The following is a 16106-nucleotide window of genomic DNA, read 5'->3' as shown; positions in this document are numbered from 1 at the left end:
GATGTTGAATGTGACACCGTCATCGCGAGCAGGCTCACACCTACACATTAGCTTTTAGGCAACTTGAATTACGGGTTATGCGCCAGATGCTCCGGCTGCAATACCCGCTTGGCACTCAGATAAGCTTTCTGCCAGTACGCCTTCGACAGGCTGTCCAGCTTCACCGTGCCGCCCGTGGCCGGCGCATGCACGAAGCGCCCTTCCCCGACGTAAATCCCTGCATGACTGACCTGCGAGCCGCCATTGGTGGCGAAGAAGATCAGGTCGCCGGTCTGCAAGCCTTCCTTGCCGACATTCGGCGCCTGCATGACGATCATCTCGCGCGTGGAGCGCGGCAGCGAAATCCCCGCCGCATCACGATAGACAAAACCGATCAACCCGCTGCAATCAAATCCCGAATCCGGCGTGTTGCCGCCCCAGCGATACGGCGTACCCACCAGGCCGAGCGCGCGAAACAACACGTCTTCAGCAGCCGGCGAGAAAGCTTGCGAAGGACCGAATACGACCGGAGCGCGAACCACCGGCGCAGGTGGCGGCGTACGACTGGCGCAGGCGCTGAGCAGCGCTGCGAAGAACATCAACGTGAGGCGGGCCGACATCGTCATAAGCAGAACATCCTGATCTGGCTGCGGCTTTTTCTGCCGATGGACAGAAAACAAAACCGCCTGCGTGAGCACGCAGGCGGTTTGCCATCAATATAGATACAGGATTCTAGCGGCTACGCGGCAAACTTCAAGTAAGACTTTAACTTCACCTTGTAAAGTCTACGTCTACTCCGTTACCGGAAGCCTGATTGTCGCCGCGAACGCAGCGACAACAGGGGATTACTTGCGAGCAGTGACTACAGTCGGAGCGTTGGCCAGAGCGCGTTTCGCTTCGATGAAGGTCTTGCTCCAGTAGCTGTCACCCAGGCTGTCGATGCGAACACCGCCGCTGCGACGACTGCTGGAGTGGATGAACTGGTTGTCACCGAGGTAGATCCCGGCGTGACTGACACGACCGCGACGACCGTTGGTGGCGAAGAACAGCAGATCGCCCGGCTCAAGGTTGCTGCGCGAGACCAGCGGCGCATCGACGTTGATCATTTCGCGGGTCGAGCGCGGCAGGTTCATGCCAGCTTCTTCGCGGAACAGATAGCCGATGAAACCGCTGCAATCGAAACCGGCTTCAGAGGTACCACCGAAACGGTAACGGGTACCGATCAGGGACATGCCGCGTTCAAGGATGCTGTCGGCCAGAACAGGAAGCTGATAAGGCTTCTTGCCATTGAATTCGTTGAGCTCTTTTTCGGTGTCCAGCTCTTCCTGGTAAATAACGGAAGACTGAGCCGTGGCAGAATTTTTAACCTGTTGAGGCTGCTCTTGAACTGGAGAATGAGCAGCGCAACCGTACAACAGGGTGACGAGTGCGAGAGGCACGAGGGGTGCGAAGCGCTTTAGCATGGGCACGACCGTGGCTGATAGTTGTAAAGAAGCCGAGACTATGCCCGCTATCAGCCTCATTTGCAAATTCAATCGATCTTTTTGTGACTTCCCGGTTTCTCGTTTACATCTAAGCGCTTAAGCCCATTTGAACCGATACGCGGCCTGCGCACCTCGCAGGAAAGCGGATTTTCTGGCGCCTGAAATATGCCGAAACACGCTGAAAGCCGCGCCGTTACCAGCCTAGCGTTTCTTTCAGGAAGGGAATGGTCAGCTTGCGCTGCGCCTGCAACGAGGCCTGATCGAGCTGTTCAAGCAAGTCAAACAGCGCACTCATGCTGCGAGTGCCGCGAGTCAAAATAAAATGCCCGACTTCGTCAGTCAGGTGCAGACCTCGACGCGACGCGCGCAATTGCAAGGCGCGCAATTTGTCTTCATCGGAGAGCGGACGCATCTGGAAAATCAGCGCCAGGGTCAGGCGGGATTTCAAGTCAGCCAGTTTGACCGGCAATTCACGCGGAGAAGTCGAGGCGGCAATCAGCAAACGCCGACCGCTGTCACGCAGACGGTTGAACAGATGAAACATCGCCTCTTCCCAGTCAGCCTTGCCGGCAATCACTTGCAAGTCGTCCAGGCAAACCAGTTCGTACTGTTCGAGGTTGTCGAGGATTTCAACGCCGCGGTCCATCAACTCGGCCAGCGGCAAATACACAGCCGGTTCACCCATCTGCTCGAAGCGCAAGCACGCGGCCTGCAACAGATGCGTCCGCCCTACGCCGTGTTTGCCCCACAGGTAGATCAGGCTTTCTGTCCAGCCGGCGTCGGCTTCGCATAGACGCTCGACATAGCCGAGTGCAGCGGCATTGGCGCCTGGGTAGTAGTTGATGAAGGTGGCGTCGTCACGCAGACGCACACCTAGGGGCAGCTGAATCGGTTTCATGCTGACTGAACAGTTCTCAAGGAACCGTTAGTGGCCTCTGTGTAAAGTTTGCGAAGTTTATACCCGTGAAGCTGAGCGCACAATGCGACAGAGTCCAAGCAAAATCAAAGGTTTGCGTTAACACGCTGGTTTTATGACAGATTCTTTGGCGCCAACGCCTGCAGGACACGGGCCAACCCGGCTAATCGCCGGGCCGCCCTGCACCGTTACAACTCCGGCTCGTCCACACCGCTATAGATCTCGGAATCCTTGTACAAGTCGTGCACATGACGCACCAGCACCATGATCACCGCCGCCACCGGCAAGGCCAACAGCACACCGGTGAAACCGAACAGCTCGCCGCCAGCCAGAATCGCGAAGATCACCGCCACCGGGTGCAGACCAATACGATCACCCACCAGCAACGGGGTCAACACCATGCCCTCAAGCGCCTGACCAACCATGAACACCGCGACGATCCCGACCATCGGGTACAGATCACCACCGAACTGGAACAACCCGGCAATCAGCGCTGCGCCAATGCCGATCACGAAGCCCATGTACGGCACGATCGCCGCCAGCCCCGCGATCAGGCCGATCAACAGCCCCAGTTCCAGACCGACAATCATCAGGCCTGCCGCATAAATCACACCCAGCGCCAGCATCACCAGCAACTGACCACGAACGAACGCGCCCAGCACCTCATGACATTCGCCAGCCAGCGCGACTACACGCTCTTCACGATCACGCGGCAACAGGCTGCGGATCTTGGCCATCATCACGTCCCAGTCGCGCAGCAGGTAGAAACTCACCACCGGGATCAGCACCAGATTGGCCAGCCAGCCGATCAGCGCCAGACTGGAGGCCGTTGCCTGACTCAGCACCACGCCGACAATGTCGGTGGTCTGACCCATGTGCTCGCTGATCGCGGCCTTGACCTTATCGAACTTCCAGAAACCGTCCGACAACCCCAGCTTCGACTGCGCCCACGGCACAGCTGTGTGCTGCAACCAGTCGAGCATCTGCGGTGCCAGTTCGTACAGACGCAGCAACTGCTTGGCGAGCATCGGCACCAGCACCAGCATCAGTGCGGTGACGATCAGCGTGAACAACGCAAACACCGCGATCACGCCCCAGGTTCGCGACAGCCCGAGTTTTTCCAGTCGATCCACCAACGGATCGAACAGATAAGCCAGTAGCAGCGCCACCAGAAACGGCGTGAGGATCGGGTGCAGCAACCACACAAACACGCAAAGCAGGACTACCCCACCGAGCCAGAACCAACGCCGCGTATCGGCCATGTACCACTCCTGTTGCTTCTATATAAGGAAAGACTTACCAGCGAAACCGCAACGACGGTGCTGCCGGGGTCGGGGCTGGCGCCGCGACAGGTGTTGCGCCACCAGCCACTGGCTGTGGCGCGGCCACCGGGGCTTCGGCTGGCAACTCCTGCAACTTGGCCAGCGACAACTGCGCGCGCATTTGATCGGCGCTGCCATTGACCCGATAAACGATGCGATCACCATCAACACTTTGCAGACGCACGCCAAACGGCTCGAGTAACCGCAACAGCGCCGCGTAATGTTCAAGATTCATGCCTTGGACTTCCAGGGTCTGCTGACCCGAAGCGCCGGGCTTGGCCACAAATCGTGGCGCCAGACGTTCAGCCACCGCCAGCATCACCGCATCAGCGACAGCGGCCTGATCGGCACCCTGCACACTGCCCGCCTCTTTCTGGTCGCCCAGCCACAAGTGCCACTTGGCCTGCCATTGCCCGCCTTCTTCGCGGGCATGCACCGCCAGCAAGGCGTCAGCGTTGTAGCGCTCGGAGGCGCCGCGCAACGGTGCCGGATCGGTGCCTTCCAGCGCTGGCGCCGTGGCAACCAGTTGCTCGCTCAAGTCCGCCAACGGCAAACGCAATGGCAAGCCGCGATGCTGAGCGGCGGTACGCAACGGCGCGGCAGCGGCCTGACCATCACCGACCAGACTCGAACCTTCAGCCGAATCATTCAGCCACCAGCTCAGAATCGACGGCCGACTGGCGCCCCACAACGACAGGCCGGCCCGACGCAGCGCCTGCTCGGTGGTCGCCGGATCGAAATCGACCTTAAGCACCTCCGGCGGCCCGGCATCGAAACCGAACTGACTGATAATTTGCTGCGGATCCTTGCGAATCGCCGCCAGCCCCGGGTTTTGCGCAGCTTTCGGATCGCCCGTCAAACGCAGCACCAACGTGTCGAGCGCCGCCTGCGTGGCGCGATCACGTTCTTCCGGCGCCTGGCCGTTGACCGGCTCACGCACTTGATAAAGGCCTTTGAGATTTTCGGCGTGACTCGCCAGGCTGAGCAGAGACAAACAACCCACAAACAACAATTTACACAAACGCATGGAAAATTCCCGTCGACAGGAGCGGCTGGAACAGGCCGCGTGAACCGGTTAAGCAAGGCTGTGACAATCTGCCATCGCAAAACATTCACACGGTAGCGGTAAGTTTTTGCACAGTGATAACGATAGACGGTTAATCGCCACACCTTATACAGGCGTTCATACGGCTCAATTGCAAAAAATTTCCGCTGATATGGCCCTGCCCGTCGGTGCGAGGATGGCCGCTGCCCCTCAAGCCTGATAAAATCGCGCGCCTTCGCAGACCGGCAACAGCCGGGCACCTCGAAACTCGCGTGAGGCCATCGCCACCCTCGATTTCGACGTTCCCGCTGAACTCGGTCGTTACCCCTGAATCCCCTCCCCTAAAGGCCTGGATCATGAGCAAGCAACCCTCCCTGAGCTACAAGGACGCCGGTGTAGACATCGACGCCGGTGAAGCATTGGTCGAACGCATCAAGAGCGTCGCCAAGCGCACTGCGCGCCCGGAAGTCATGGGCGGCCTGGGCGGTTTCGGCGCCCTCTGCGAAATCCCGGCCGGCTACAAGCAGCCAGTTCTGGTTTCCGGCACCGACGGCGTCGGCACCAAGCTGCGTCTGGCGCTGAACCTGAACAAGCACGACAGCATCGGTATCGACCTGGTTGCCATGTGCGTCAACGACCTCGTCGTTTGCGGCGCTGAGCCACTGTTCTTCCTCGACTACTACGCCACCGGCAAATTGAATGTCGACACCGCTGCCCAGGTGGTAACCGGCATCGGCGCTGGCTGCGAACTGTCGGGTTGCTCGCTGGTTGGCGGCGAAACCGCTGAAATGCCAGGCATGTACGAAGGCGAAGACTACGACCTGGCCGGCTTCTGCGTCGGCGTCGTGGAAAAATCGGAAATCATCGACGGCTCGAAAGTCGCCACTGGTGATGCGCTGATCGCTCTGCCATCGTCCGGCCCGCACTCCAACGGCTACTCGCTGATCCGCAAGATCATCGAAGTCTCCGGTGCCGACATCGAAAACATCCAGCTCGACGGCAAACCGCTGACCGACCTGCTGATGGCCCCGACCCGCATCTACGTGAAGCCGCTGCTCAAGCTGATCAAAGACACCGGCGCCGTCAAAGCCATGGCCCACATCACCGGTGGCGGCCTGCTCGACAACATCCCGCGCGTACTGCCAAAAGGCGCTCAGGCGGTGGTTGACGTGGCTAGCTGGACTCGCCCTGCCGTGTTCGACTGGCTGCAGGAAAAAGGCAACGTTGACGAAACCGAGATGCACCGCGTACTGAACTGCGGCGTTGGCATGGTCATCTGCGTGGCTCAAGAGCACGTTGAAGTAGCCCTGAAAACCCTGCGTGACGCCGGCGAACAGCCTTGGGTCATCGGTCAGATCGCTGCTGCTGCCGAAGGCGCTGCCCAGGTTGATCTGCAGAACCTTAAGGCTCATTAATGTCCGCAACCTGTGATGTCGTGGTGCTGTTGTCCGGCACCGGCAGTAACTTGCAGGCTCTGATCGACAGCACGCGGACCGGCGACAGCCCGGTCCGCATCGCTGCAGTGATTTCCAATCGCGCCGATGCCTACGGCCTGCAACGCGCCAGTGCTGCGGGTATCGCCACCCGCGCGCTGGATCACAAGGCATTCGAAGGTCGCGAGGCCTTCGATGCTGCCCTGATCGAACTGATCGACGAATTCAAACCGAAACTTGTGGTGCTGGCCGGCTTCATGCGCATTCTCAGCGCTGATTTCGTTCGCCACTATCAGGGTCGCCTGCTCAACATCCACCCGTCGCTGCTGCCCAAATACAAAGGGTTACACACTCATCAGCGCGCGCTGGAGGCCGGTGACACTGAGCACGGCTGCTCCGTGCACTTCGTCACCGAGGAACTCGATGGCGGACCACTGGTCGTACAGGCAGTATTACCGGTAGAGTTGCACGACACGCCGCAGAGTCTGGCGCAGCGAGTCCACGTTCAGGAACACCTGATTTATCCGATGGCAGTGCGCTGGTTTGCAGAAGGCAGACTGGCACTCGGTGAACACGGTGCTTTACTGGACGGGCAGTTACTCGCGGCCAGCGGCCACTTGATTCGAAACTAGGAGATTTTATGCGTCGCGCCCTGCTCTTCGCTTGCGCTCTGCTCGCCCTGCCCTTCGCGCAGGCAGCGGACCTTCAACCGTTCTCCGCCAGCTACACCGCCGACTGGAAGCAGCTGCCCATGAGCGGCACCGCCGAGCGCAGTCTGGTCAAGGAAGCCAACGGCGTCTGGAAGCTCAGCTTCAAGGCTTCGATGATGATTGCCAGCCTGACCGAAGAAAGCACCCTGACCCTGGACAAGGACACCCTGCTACCGCAGTCCTACCACTTTGAACGTGGCGGTCTGGGAAAAGCGAAAAAGGCTGATCTGGATTTCGACTGGAACAGCAAAATGGTCACCGGTACCGACCGTGGCGACGCGGTGAAGATTCCACTGAATCGCGGCATGGTCGACAAGTCCACTTACCAGTTGGCACTGCAACATGACGTAGCTGCCGGCAAGAAGACCATGAGCTATCAAGTGGTCGATGACGGTGAAGTCGATACCTATGACTTCCGCGTGCTGGGCTCGGAGAAAGTCGAGACCAAGGCTGGCAAGATCGATGCGATCAAGGTCGAGCGTGTGCGCGACCCGACACAAAGCAAGCGCACCACGGTCCTCTGGTTCGCCAAGGATTGGGATTACCTGCTGGTTCGCCTGCAACAGGTTGAAACCGACGGCAAGGAGTACAACATCATGCTCCAGGACGGCAACGTCAACGGCAAAGCCGTTAAAGGCAGCTGATCTGCCGTTACAGCAAAGAGCCTCGCGAAATGCGGGGCTTTTTTTCGCCTGCTGGATTGGGGACTTGCGCCACCCTTGCCCCTCACCCCAGCCCTCTCCCGAGGGAGAGGGAGCCGACCGAGATGTCTGACCAGCTACATCGACCTGAAAGACCGAGTCGATTATGGATTAGATCAGGTCGGCGTAATTCTCTAATGTCCCACGGTCAGTCCCCTCTCCCTCTGGGAGAGGGCTAGGGTGAGGGCAGCCTCAGGTTCACCACACAATCAGACCGAAAACTTCGCCACCATGCTGTTCAAATCCACCGCCAACCGCGACAGCTCCTGACTCGCAGCGCTCGTTTGATTGGCCCCAGCCGATGTCTGCATCGCCAGATCACGAATATTCATCAGATTGCGATCCACTTCCCGCGCCACCGCCGCTTGCTCCTCCGAAGCACTGGCGATCACCAGATTGCGCTCGTTGATCAGCGTGAATGCCGAGGCGATCTCTTCAAGTGCAGTCCCGGCAGCCTTGGCCAGCTCCAACGTCGAACGCGCACGCACATTGCTTTGCTGCATTGAACTGACCGCCGAATCGGTACCCTGCTGAATCCCGCCAATCATCTGCTCAATCTCTTGCGTCGACTGCTGGGTGCGATGCGCCAAGGCCCGCACCTCGTCCGCCACCACAGCAAACCCACGCCCGGCATCACCGGCCCGCGCCGCCTCAATCGCAGCGTTCAGCGCCAGCAAATTGGTCTGCTCGGCAATCGAACGGATCACGTCCAGCACTTTGCTGATGCTATAGACCTTCTGCGCCAGATCTTCTACTTGGCTGGCATTGGCCGTCACATCATCGGCAAGCGATTCGATGGACAACACCGTTTGATGCACCTGTTCACGACCATGCTGGGCAATACGATCGGATTCCCGCGACGCTTCTGACGTTGCCACGGCATTGCTGGCAACCTCCTCCACTGCAGCTGTCATCTGATTAACCGCCGTGGCCGCCTGTTCAATTTCCAGGCTCTGCTGGTGCAAACCGCGCGTAGCGTCTTCCGTGACGCAACTCAGCTCCTCTGACGCCGAGGCCAATTGGCTGGAGGACTCCGAGATTTGCCGAATCGTCTCGCGCAAGTTGTACTGCATGCTCTTGAGCGCCTGCAACAGCCGCGCCGGCTCGTCCTTGCCGCTGATGTTGATGTCGCCGGTCAGATCGCCACCCGCCACCACCTCGGCCACGCCCAACGACTGCGCCAGCGGCAACACGATGCTGCGGGTCAGCAACAGGGCCAGGCCGATGGTGATCAGCGTGGTCACGCCAATCATCACCCCGACCCACACCCGCGAATTCATAAACACCAACCGCGCAGCTTCAGTGGCGAGATTGGCATTGTGTTTATTCAGCTCAACCAGTTCGCGCAAAAGCACTGCGATTTCGTCGGCCAAAGGACTCATCTGACCATTGAGAATGGTCGCAGCCTCCGCGACCCGATTCTGCGCCGACAACTGCATGACCTGTGCCTGAAACTCCAGATACTGGTACTCGGCAACCTTGAAGCGATCGAACAGCTTGCGCTCCTCGGGCAACACGATCAGCACGTCATATCGCTGCTGGGCTTCACTGAGCACACCGCGCAATTCATTGAGTTTGGCAACGTTCTGTTCGAGCGCCTGCGGATCACGATTGAGCAACAGACGCATGGTCAACGCTCGCAGGCGCAGCATGTCCTGACTCATCTCGCCGACCGCCATCACGCTCGGCAACCAATTGTTATCGACCTCGTCGGACTGCGCGCGCATGTTCGACATTTGCAGCAAAGCGAACGCGCCAAGAACAAACACCATCAGCGCCAACAAGCCAAAACCGAGGCCGGCGCGCGGGGCAATATTGAGACTACGGATACTCATTGCTCTGGTTCCTTCCAAAAGCGCTGCATCAACCCTGCAGCTGGTTGCTTTAGAAGGTATCGGCCCGGCGAAAATTTGCGTAAGACGAAAAGGCGATATCAAAAGGCCTTGATCCTTCGAACCGTTGGCATTAACGATTCAGCGTGCTTTTGCCGGACTTGAGCACCGTTCGCGGCAAGATTGCCAGGAAGTTATCCCGAGCGACTTTTTGCGCAACGTCTTCCGGCAGCGCATCAAGGAACGGTTTGAAACTTCGCATTTCTTCACCGAGCTTATTGAAACGCCCGACCACGTCAGAGCCGAGCATGAAACGTTCCGGATATTTCCTGACCAGCGCCAGCCACTCCACGCGCGGCGTGCCCTGTTCGTCCAGCAGGTACGGCGTGAGCATGCTCCAGGACAAGTCGATAAACAGGTTGGGATACGCCTCAAGCATGCGCGTCAGCGTGGGCAGCAAGAACTTCAGTTGTGTCTGATGCCGATGAATTTCGGCACTGGTGCCGGCGTGCGCCCAGATAAATCGTGTATGCGGGTGATTACGCAGCGGCTCTTCGATTTCCTTCAGGTACAGCGGATTTTTCTCACGCTTGGAAGTGATGTTGGAATGCAGCATCACCGGCAGATCGTTCTCGGCGGCCAGATGATAGATCTTGGTCATCGCTTCATTGTTGGCCCGCGGCGTGTCGCCGGAGGTCAGCGCCGTGAGATCGTCATGCCGGGTAAACACTTCGCCGATGCCCTGCCAAAGCCCTGGGTAAAGGTCGAGCATGCGCTGGATATGTGCGGCGGAGTTCTTGTCGTTGGGGTTGAAGCCGGACAGGAACGGATGAAAGTACGGGCGCTGCTCGGCACTGAGTTGTTGCACGGCATCAGCAACGATCACATCGGTTGCGCTGTACCAGTAGGCGTCAGCGTCGTCACCCGCGTAATAGCGCGGACGCTTGGGTTCGTCTTCGTGCCATTTCTTCGCCACCGGAATACCGGAAATCATCACATGCTCGATGGAATTGTCCTGCATGGCTGTCAGCAATTTCGCCATGCCCGCGCTTTCCTGGAAAAAATCCACGTAATGCAGGTGCGCATCGCTGTAGGTGTAATCGCGGGCGCTGGCGCTGCCGGCAACCAGAAGAAGACAGGCAAGACTCAGACGATACAGGGACACAAGTAATCTCCGGGAAGTAGGCATAGCCTAGACCCCGCCCTGACGACAAGGGTTCATCCCGCAGGAAAGTGGAACGCGTACCGGTGGGAATGCTCTATAACTGCAAGGTCTTTTTTGATCGAACGACTTTTCCTACTGCCAGTGAGGTTCCCATGACCGTTACCGTCAATACCGTCTCCGCTGAAGGTTTTCGTCACACCGTACAGATTGATGACCACGAACTGTTTGCCGACGTGCCGAAATCCGCCGGCGGCGAAGGCACGGCGCCTGAGCCGCACGACTACTTCGATGCCGCCCTCGGCGCCTGCAAAGCGCTGACCCTGAAGATGTACGCGAAGAAGAAAGACATTCCGCTGACCGGCGTCGGGGTCGACGTCAAACGCGATAACAGCGAAGAACAAAAAGGCAAATACGTGCTGCACGTCACCCTCACCCTCAAAGGTGTACTCACCGATGCCCAGCGTGAGGAACTGCTGCGCGTCGCCGATCGCTGCCCGATTCACAAACTGATGACCACCAGCGACGTGACGATCGAAACCCACGCCCCGCAAGGCTTCGATAGCCAGTAACCCTCCTGATGCCAGCGGCGGGTTATGCTTCTGGCATCACCCGCTCAGCCTGGAATGCACCATGGACACGCAACCTCTGATCATCCGCCCGCGCGCCGAAGACGTCGAAGGCCAGCCGATTCTGCGTCCGCTGCCGTCAGCCAAATGCCGCAGTGTCGGGCCATTCGTGTTTTTTGATCACATGCTCCAGACGGTTTATCCGACGGGCAAAGGCATGAACATCCGACAGCACCCGCACATCGGTCTGTCGACGCTTACGTATCTGTTCGAAGGTCAGATCCAGCACAAGGACAGCCTTGGCTCCGATCAGGTGGTCGGCGCTGGCGATGTCAGCTGGATGACCGCTGGCAGCGCGATTGCTCACGTTGAACGCACGCCTGAGCCGTTGTGGGAGCAGAGCTTCACGATGCACGGTTTGCAAATCTGGCTGGCCTCGCCCAAGGAGCACGAGCAAGGTCCCGGGCATTACAGCCATCACCCGGCGGCGACCTTGCCGGTCAGCGACAACCTGGGTGTACAGATCCGCATGATTGCCGGCTCAGGCTTTTGCCTGGAATCGCCGGTGCCGGTGCTTTCTCCTACGTTGTATGCGGAAGTGCAGATGCAAACGGCGACCACTTTGCTGATTCCGACCGAGCATCAAGAGCGGGCGGTTTATGTGTTGAGTGGGGATGCGCAACTGAACGGTGAAGCGCTTGAACCGCATGCGCTGGCGGTATTGCCGGCCGGGGAAGAGATAAGTCTGTTTGCCGAAAGTGATGTGCACGCGGTGGTTTTTGGCGGCGCGCCGTTGGATGGGCCTCGGCGGATCAACTGGAATTTTGTCGCGAGCGATCCGGCGGCGATTGATGAGGCGCGGCGCAAATGGGTGACCGGGGACTGGCCGACGGTGCCGGGGGAAGTTGAGCGGATCGAGTTGCCGCGCTGAAAAGCACCCTCACCCCAGCCCTCCCGAAACGTCGGACCGCCCGTAGGGAGAGGGGGCCGACCGAGGTGTCTTACGTCATACGCCGACCTGAAAAATCTTGGCGATTATGGATTCACCAAGACACTTTCAGGTCGGCGCAGTACTTCAGCATCCCCAATCAGTCCCCTCTCCCTCTGGGAGAGGGTTAGGCGGGCGGCGTTCCGATGAGGGGCTTTTGCTTTTCAGGCTTCAGCCCTTGAACACTTCATCCAGCAAATCATGCATCGACTTGAACGCGCGCTTCGCGGTCTTCGCGTCGTACATCATCTTGCCCGGCACATTCGCATGCGGATCAGTAAACGAGTGCACCGCACCGCCATAGCTCAGCAGTTGCCAATCGACTTTCGCCGCGTTCATTTCATCCTCAAACGCCGGCAATTGCTCTTTCGGCACCAACGGGTCTGCAGCACCGTGCAGCACCAGCACCGAACCTTTAATGTTCTGCGCGTCGGCCGGATTCGGTGAATCCAGCGTGCCGTGGAACGACACCGCAGCCTTCACCGGCGCACCGGTGCGCGCCAGATCCAGCGCACAGCAACCGCCGAAGCAGAAACCGAACACCGCCAGTTTCGACGTATCAACCGCCGCTTCGCCCTGCTTCTGCAACTGCTCGAACGCCGCTTGCATACGCTTGCGCAGCAGCGCGCGATCATCCTTCAGCGGCATCATCGCCGCGCCGGCCTGATCAGCATTCAGCGGACGCACAGCCTGACCGTAAACGTCAGCGATCAACACCACGTAGCCCTTGGCCGCCACCGATTTGGCGATCTCTTCGGCACCGGCGCTGACGCCCATCCAGTTCGGCGCCATCAACAAACCCGGCCGCGCGCCTTTGTGCTCGGCGTCGAACGCCAGACGACCTTCATAAGGCTGGCCGTCGATCTGGTAGACCACGGAACGTACAGTGACTTCGCTCATTTCTGACTCCTGATTTGCTAAACACCAGAATGAAAAAACCCGCCGAAGCGGGTTTTTCTACGACTTGGTTAAACCGACAGTTCAACCAGCAGCTTGTTCAGGCGGCGCACATAAGCGGCCGGATCTTTCAAGCTGTCGCCGGCAGCCAGGGCTGCCTGATCGAAGAGGATGTGCGACAGGTCGCCGAACCGCTCTTCGCTCTGCTCGCCATCGAGTTTCTCGATCAGCGGGTGGCTTGGGTTGAATTCGAAGATTGGCTTCGAATCCGGCACTTTTTGCCCGCTGGCTTCGAGGATCTGGCGCATTTGCAGACCCAGATCCTGCTCGCCGATGGCCAGAATGGCCGGCGAGTCGGTCAGACGATGCGATACGCGGACTTCAGCCACGGAATCGCCCAGCGCGGTTTTCAGACGCTCAACCAGACCTTCTTTCGACTTGGCGACTTCTTCTGCAGCTTTCTTGTCCTCTTCCGAGTCCAGATTGCCCAGATCGAGGTCACCGCGCGCCACGTCGACAAAAGTCTTGCCGTCAAATTCGCTGAGGTAGCTCATCAGCCACTCGTCGATGCGGTCAGTCAGCAGCAGCACTTCGATGCCTTTCTTGCGAAAGACCTCCAGGTGCGGGCTGTTCTTGACCTGCGCGTAGGTTTCGCCGGTGAGGTAGTAGATTTTGTCCTGACCTTCCTTGGCACGGGCCAGGTAGTCGGCCAGACCGACGATCTGCTCGCCGTCGTCGCCGTTGGTCGATGCAAAACGCAGCAGACCGGCAATTTTCTCTTTGTTGGCGAAGTCTTCAGCCGGGCCTTCTTTCATGACCTGACCGAAGTTCTTCCAGAAGCCTTTGTATTGCTCAGGCTCGTTTTTCGCCAGTTTTTCCAGCATGTCGAGCACACGCTTGGTCAGCGCGGTCTTCATCGAATCGATGATCGGATCTTTCTGCAAGATTTCGCGCGACACGTTCAGCGACAGGTCGTTGGAATCGACCACGCCTTTGATGAAGCGCAGGTACAGCGGCAGGAACGACTCGGCCTGATCCATGACGAACACGCGTTGCACGTAGAGCTTCAGGCCTTTCGGCGCTTCACGCTGGTACAGGTCGAACGGTGCACGGGCCGGCACGTACAGCAGCGAGCTGTATTCGAGCTTGCCTTCGACTTTGTTGTGGCTCCAGGCCAACGGGTTTTCAAAGTCGTGAGCGATGTGCTTGTAGAACTCCTGGTATTCCTCATCCTTCACTTCAGTGCGCGGACGGGTCCACAGAGCACTGGCGCGGTTGACGGTTTCCCATTCAACGGCTGGTGCTTCTTCGCCTTCTGCTGCTGCCGCTTCTTTCGGCAACTCGATCGGCAAAGCGATGTGGTCGGAGTACTTCTTGATGATGTTACGCAGACGCCAGCCATCGGCGAACTCGTCTTCAGCGGCTTTCAGGTGCAGGACGATGCGGGTACCACGTTCTGGTTTTTCGATGGTGGCGACTTCGAACTCGCCTTCACCTTTCGACGACCAGTGCACGCCTTCGCTGGCCGGGGTGCCGGCGCGACGGGAGTACACATCAACCTGGTCAGCAACGATGAAGGCAGAGTAAAAGCCCACACCGAACTGGCCGATCAGGTGCGAATCTTTCTTCTGATCGCCCGAGAGGTTCTTCATGAAATCGGCAGTGCCGGATTTGGCGATGGTCCCCAGGTGGGTGATCACATCGTCACGGTTCATGCCGATACCGTTGTCTTCGAGGGTTACGGTCTTGGCGTCCTTGTCGAAGCTCACACGGATTTTCAGATCAGCGCCACCTTCGAGCAATTCTGGCTTGGCCAGGGCTTCGAAGCGCAGCTTGTCGACAGCGTCAGAGGCGTTCGAGATCAATTCGCGAAGGAAAATTTCCTTGTTGGAATACAGCGAATGGATCATGAGGTGCAGCAGCTGCTTTACCTCGGTCTGGAAGCCCAGGGTTTCCTTTTGAGTTTCCACACTCATGGTCATCAAACTCCAATCAGATGGCAGTGGCCGCGACCCGAAATGGTCGGCGGCGGGTTGTCTTGTGAGTTTGGGGCGCTGTTCAGGATTTCAAGGGCTCCTCGATTTTGAAGTGCGCACGCGCGGTGGCAATCGGTTCGCTTTCAGTGCTTTGCCAGGCTGTGATCGCAACGTTGGCGACGCGCCGGCCCTGACGGCAGACCTGACATTTGGCCCAGGTATCACGGAACTGCCCGGCGCGCAGGTAATCGAGGGAGAAGTCGATAATCTTCGGCACGCCAGGCGCACCGGTGAAAATCAACAGATGCAGGGCGGCGGCCAGCTCCATGAATCCGGCAATCACCCCGCCGTGGATCGCCGGCAATAAAGGGTTACCAATGTTGTCCTTGTTCGCCGGCAGCTTGAACAACAGTTCATCGCCGACTCGCGAACACTCGATACCGATCAGCCCAGCGTATGGGATCAGCTCCAGCAACGGCGCGTAATCACCCTCTGCATGGGCCTGCTGCAATTGTTTCTTGAGGTCGTCGATCATTGATTTTCTCCCTTGATCGCGCCGCCGAAACCTTTGGTGCCTTTAAGGCCCTTGCCCATGCGCATGAAGGTGCCAACCACATGGGCGATGGGCTGTTCGGGATCATCCTGATAGGCGAAGCCTCGGGCGAATATCACATCGGTGGTCACTCGGTAGCACTGGGCAAAGCCATACACATCCTTGTTCGGCTCGGCGGCGTGCATGTAATCGATGCGCAGATCGAGGGTCGGACACACCTCGAACTCAGGCAACACGCACAGGGTCGACATCCCGCAGGCGGTGTCCATCAATGAAGTAATCGCCCCGCCGTGAATGACTCCGGTTCGGGGATTGCCGACGATTTTTTCGCTGTACGGCAAGATCACCGTAAGCCCTTCGGCCGAGGCGCTGTGCACCTGCAAACCGAGTACCTGACAGTGGCGCAGCGCGGAGAGAAATCGCGTCGCACGCTCAAAAACGGGATTTTCGGCCATATGATAATTACTCTCGTTAGAGCCTTTTGCCAGTAGTGTGCAAAACAGCAAAAGTTCCGTGTAAAAACAAACTTATATATCTGA

The 16106-nt window shown here is 58.6% G+C and carries 16 protein-coding genes; 5 read left to right on the top strand and 11 right to left on the bottom strand.

Annotated features, from left to right (window positions below; translation table 11 throughout):
- Positions 1-68: 68 nt before the first annotated feature.
- From AB4N74_RS02945 to AB4N74_RS02925, 5 genes are all read right to left on the bottom strand, one after another.
- Entirely contained in the window at positions 69-605 is a 537-nt protein-coding gene (locus AB4N74_RS02945) for a C40 family peptidase (protein WP_093440008.1), read from the bottom strand.
- 219 nt (positions 606-824) lie between these two features.
- Positions 825-1442, bottom strand: coding sequence for a C40 family peptidase (locus tag AB4N74_RS02940; RefSeq protein WP_007919826.1), 618 nt, complete (start codon positions 1440-1442; stop codon positions 825-827).
- 214 nt (positions 1443-1656) lie between these two features.
- Entirely contained in the window at positions 1657-2361 is a 705-nt protein-coding gene (gene hda / locus AB4N74_RS02935) for a DnaA regulatory inactivator Hda (protein WP_007919828.1), read from the bottom strand.
- Between the two features lie 206 nt (positions 2362-2567).
- Positions 2568-3641, bottom strand: coding sequence for an AI-2E family transporter (locus AB4N74_RS02930; RefSeq protein ID WP_116256513.1), 1074 nt, complete (start codon positions 3639-3641; stop codon positions 2568-2570).
- Positions 3642-3675: 34 nt separating this feature from the next.
- Entirely contained in the window at positions 3676-4728 is a 1053-nt protein-coding gene (locus AB4N74_RS02925) for a DUF2066 domain-containing protein (RefSeq protein WP_460098141.1), read from the bottom strand.
- Positions 4729-5102: 374 nt separating this feature from the next.
- On the opposite strand from AB4N74_RS02925, the gene purM reads away from it, so the two are divergent.
- From purM to AB4N74_RS02910, 3 genes are read left to right on the top strand one after another with little or no spacing between them, the layout of a single operon-like run.
- On the top strand, positions 5103-6161 hold the full coding sequence (gene purM / locus AB4N74_RS02920) for a phosphoribosylformylglycinamidine cyclo-ligase (protein ID WP_099758397.1): 1059 nt from the start codon (positions 5103-5105) through the stop codon (positions 6159-6161).
- Positions 6161-6811, top strand: a complete 651-nt coding sequence (gene purN / locus AB4N74_RS02915) for a phosphoribosylglycinamide formyltransferase (RefSeq protein ID WP_093439988.1) — start codon at positions 6161-6163, stop codon at positions 6809-6811. The genes purM and purN overlap by 1 nt, the downstream gene beginning before the upstream one ends.
- A gap of 8 nt (positions 6812-6819) precedes the next feature.
- On the top strand, positions 6820-7533 hold the full coding sequence (locus AB4N74_RS02910; RefSeq protein WP_460098139.1) for a DUF3108 domain-containing protein: 714 nt from the start codon (positions 6820-6822) through the stop codon (positions 7531-7533).
- Between the two features lie 266 nt (positions 7534-7799).
- Here the strand turns inward: AB4N74_RS02910 and AB4N74_RS02905 are convergent, their stop codons facing one another.
- Positions 7800-9425: a methyl-accepting chemotaxis protein gene (locus AB4N74_RS02905; protein WP_460098137.1), complete on the bottom strand. Its 1626-nt coding sequence runs from the start codon at positions 9423-9425 to the stop codon at positions 7800-7802.
- A gap of 130 nt (positions 9426-9555) precedes the next feature.
- A complete protein-coding gene (locus AB4N74_RS02900; protein WP_371748283.1) occupies positions 9556-10611 on the bottom strand; it encodes an amidohydrolase family protein in 1056 nt (351 codons plus the stop codon).
- Positions 10612-10739: 128 nt separating this feature from the next.
- Between AB4N74_RS02900 and AB4N74_RS02895 the strand changes: the two genes are divergently transcribed.
- Together AB4N74_RS02895 and AB4N74_RS02890 are read left to right on the top strand one after the other, a co-directional pair.
- Positions 10740-11156: an OsmC family protein gene (locus AB4N74_RS02895; protein ID WP_093439968.1), complete on the top strand. Its 417-nt coding sequence runs from the start codon at positions 10740-10742 to the stop codon at positions 11154-11156.
- A gap of 61 nt (positions 11157-11217) precedes the next feature.
- Positions 11218-12084 (top strand): pirin family protein, encoded by an 867-nt coding sequence (locus AB4N74_RS02890; RefSeq protein ID WP_460098134.1) that lies wholly within the window; start codon positions 11218-11220, stop codon positions 12082-12084.
- 228 nt (positions 12085-12312) lie between these two features.
- Here AB4N74_RS02890 and AB4N74_RS02885 read toward each other — a convergent pair whose 3' ends face one another.
- From AB4N74_RS02885 to AB4N74_RS02870, 4 genes are all read right to left on the bottom strand, one after another.
- Positions 12313-13041, bottom strand: a complete 729-nt coding sequence (locus AB4N74_RS02885) for a dienelactone hydrolase family protein (protein ID WP_460098132.1) — start codon at positions 13039-13041, stop codon at positions 12313-12315.
- Between the two features lie 68 nt (positions 13042-13109).
- Positions 13110-15014: a molecular chaperone HtpG gene (gene htpG / locus AB4N74_RS02880; protein ID WP_026000821.1), complete on the bottom strand. Its 1905-nt coding sequence runs from the start codon at positions 15012-15014 to the stop codon at positions 13110-13112.
- An 82-nt stretch (positions 15015-15096) separates the two neighbouring features.
- Positions 15097-15549 carry a PaaI family thioesterase gene (locus tag AB4N74_RS02875; protein WP_093439944.1) on the bottom strand — a complete coding sequence of 151 codons (453 nt, stop codon included), beginning with the start codon at positions 15547-15549 and terminating at the stop codon, positions 15097-15099.
- Complete coding sequence (locus tag AB4N74_RS02870; protein WP_093439939.1) at positions 15546-16022, bottom strand: PaaI family thioesterase; 477 nt, start codon at positions 16020-16022, stop codon at positions 15546-15548. Before AB4N74_RS02870 ends, AB4N74_RS02875 begins: the two co-directional genes overlap by 4 nt.
- Positions 16023-16106: the final 84 nt, after the last annotated feature.

Source organism: Pseudomonas sp. H3_C08, from assembly GCF_054669455.1.
This window is presented reverse-complemented; position numbering and strand designations above follow the sequence as displayed.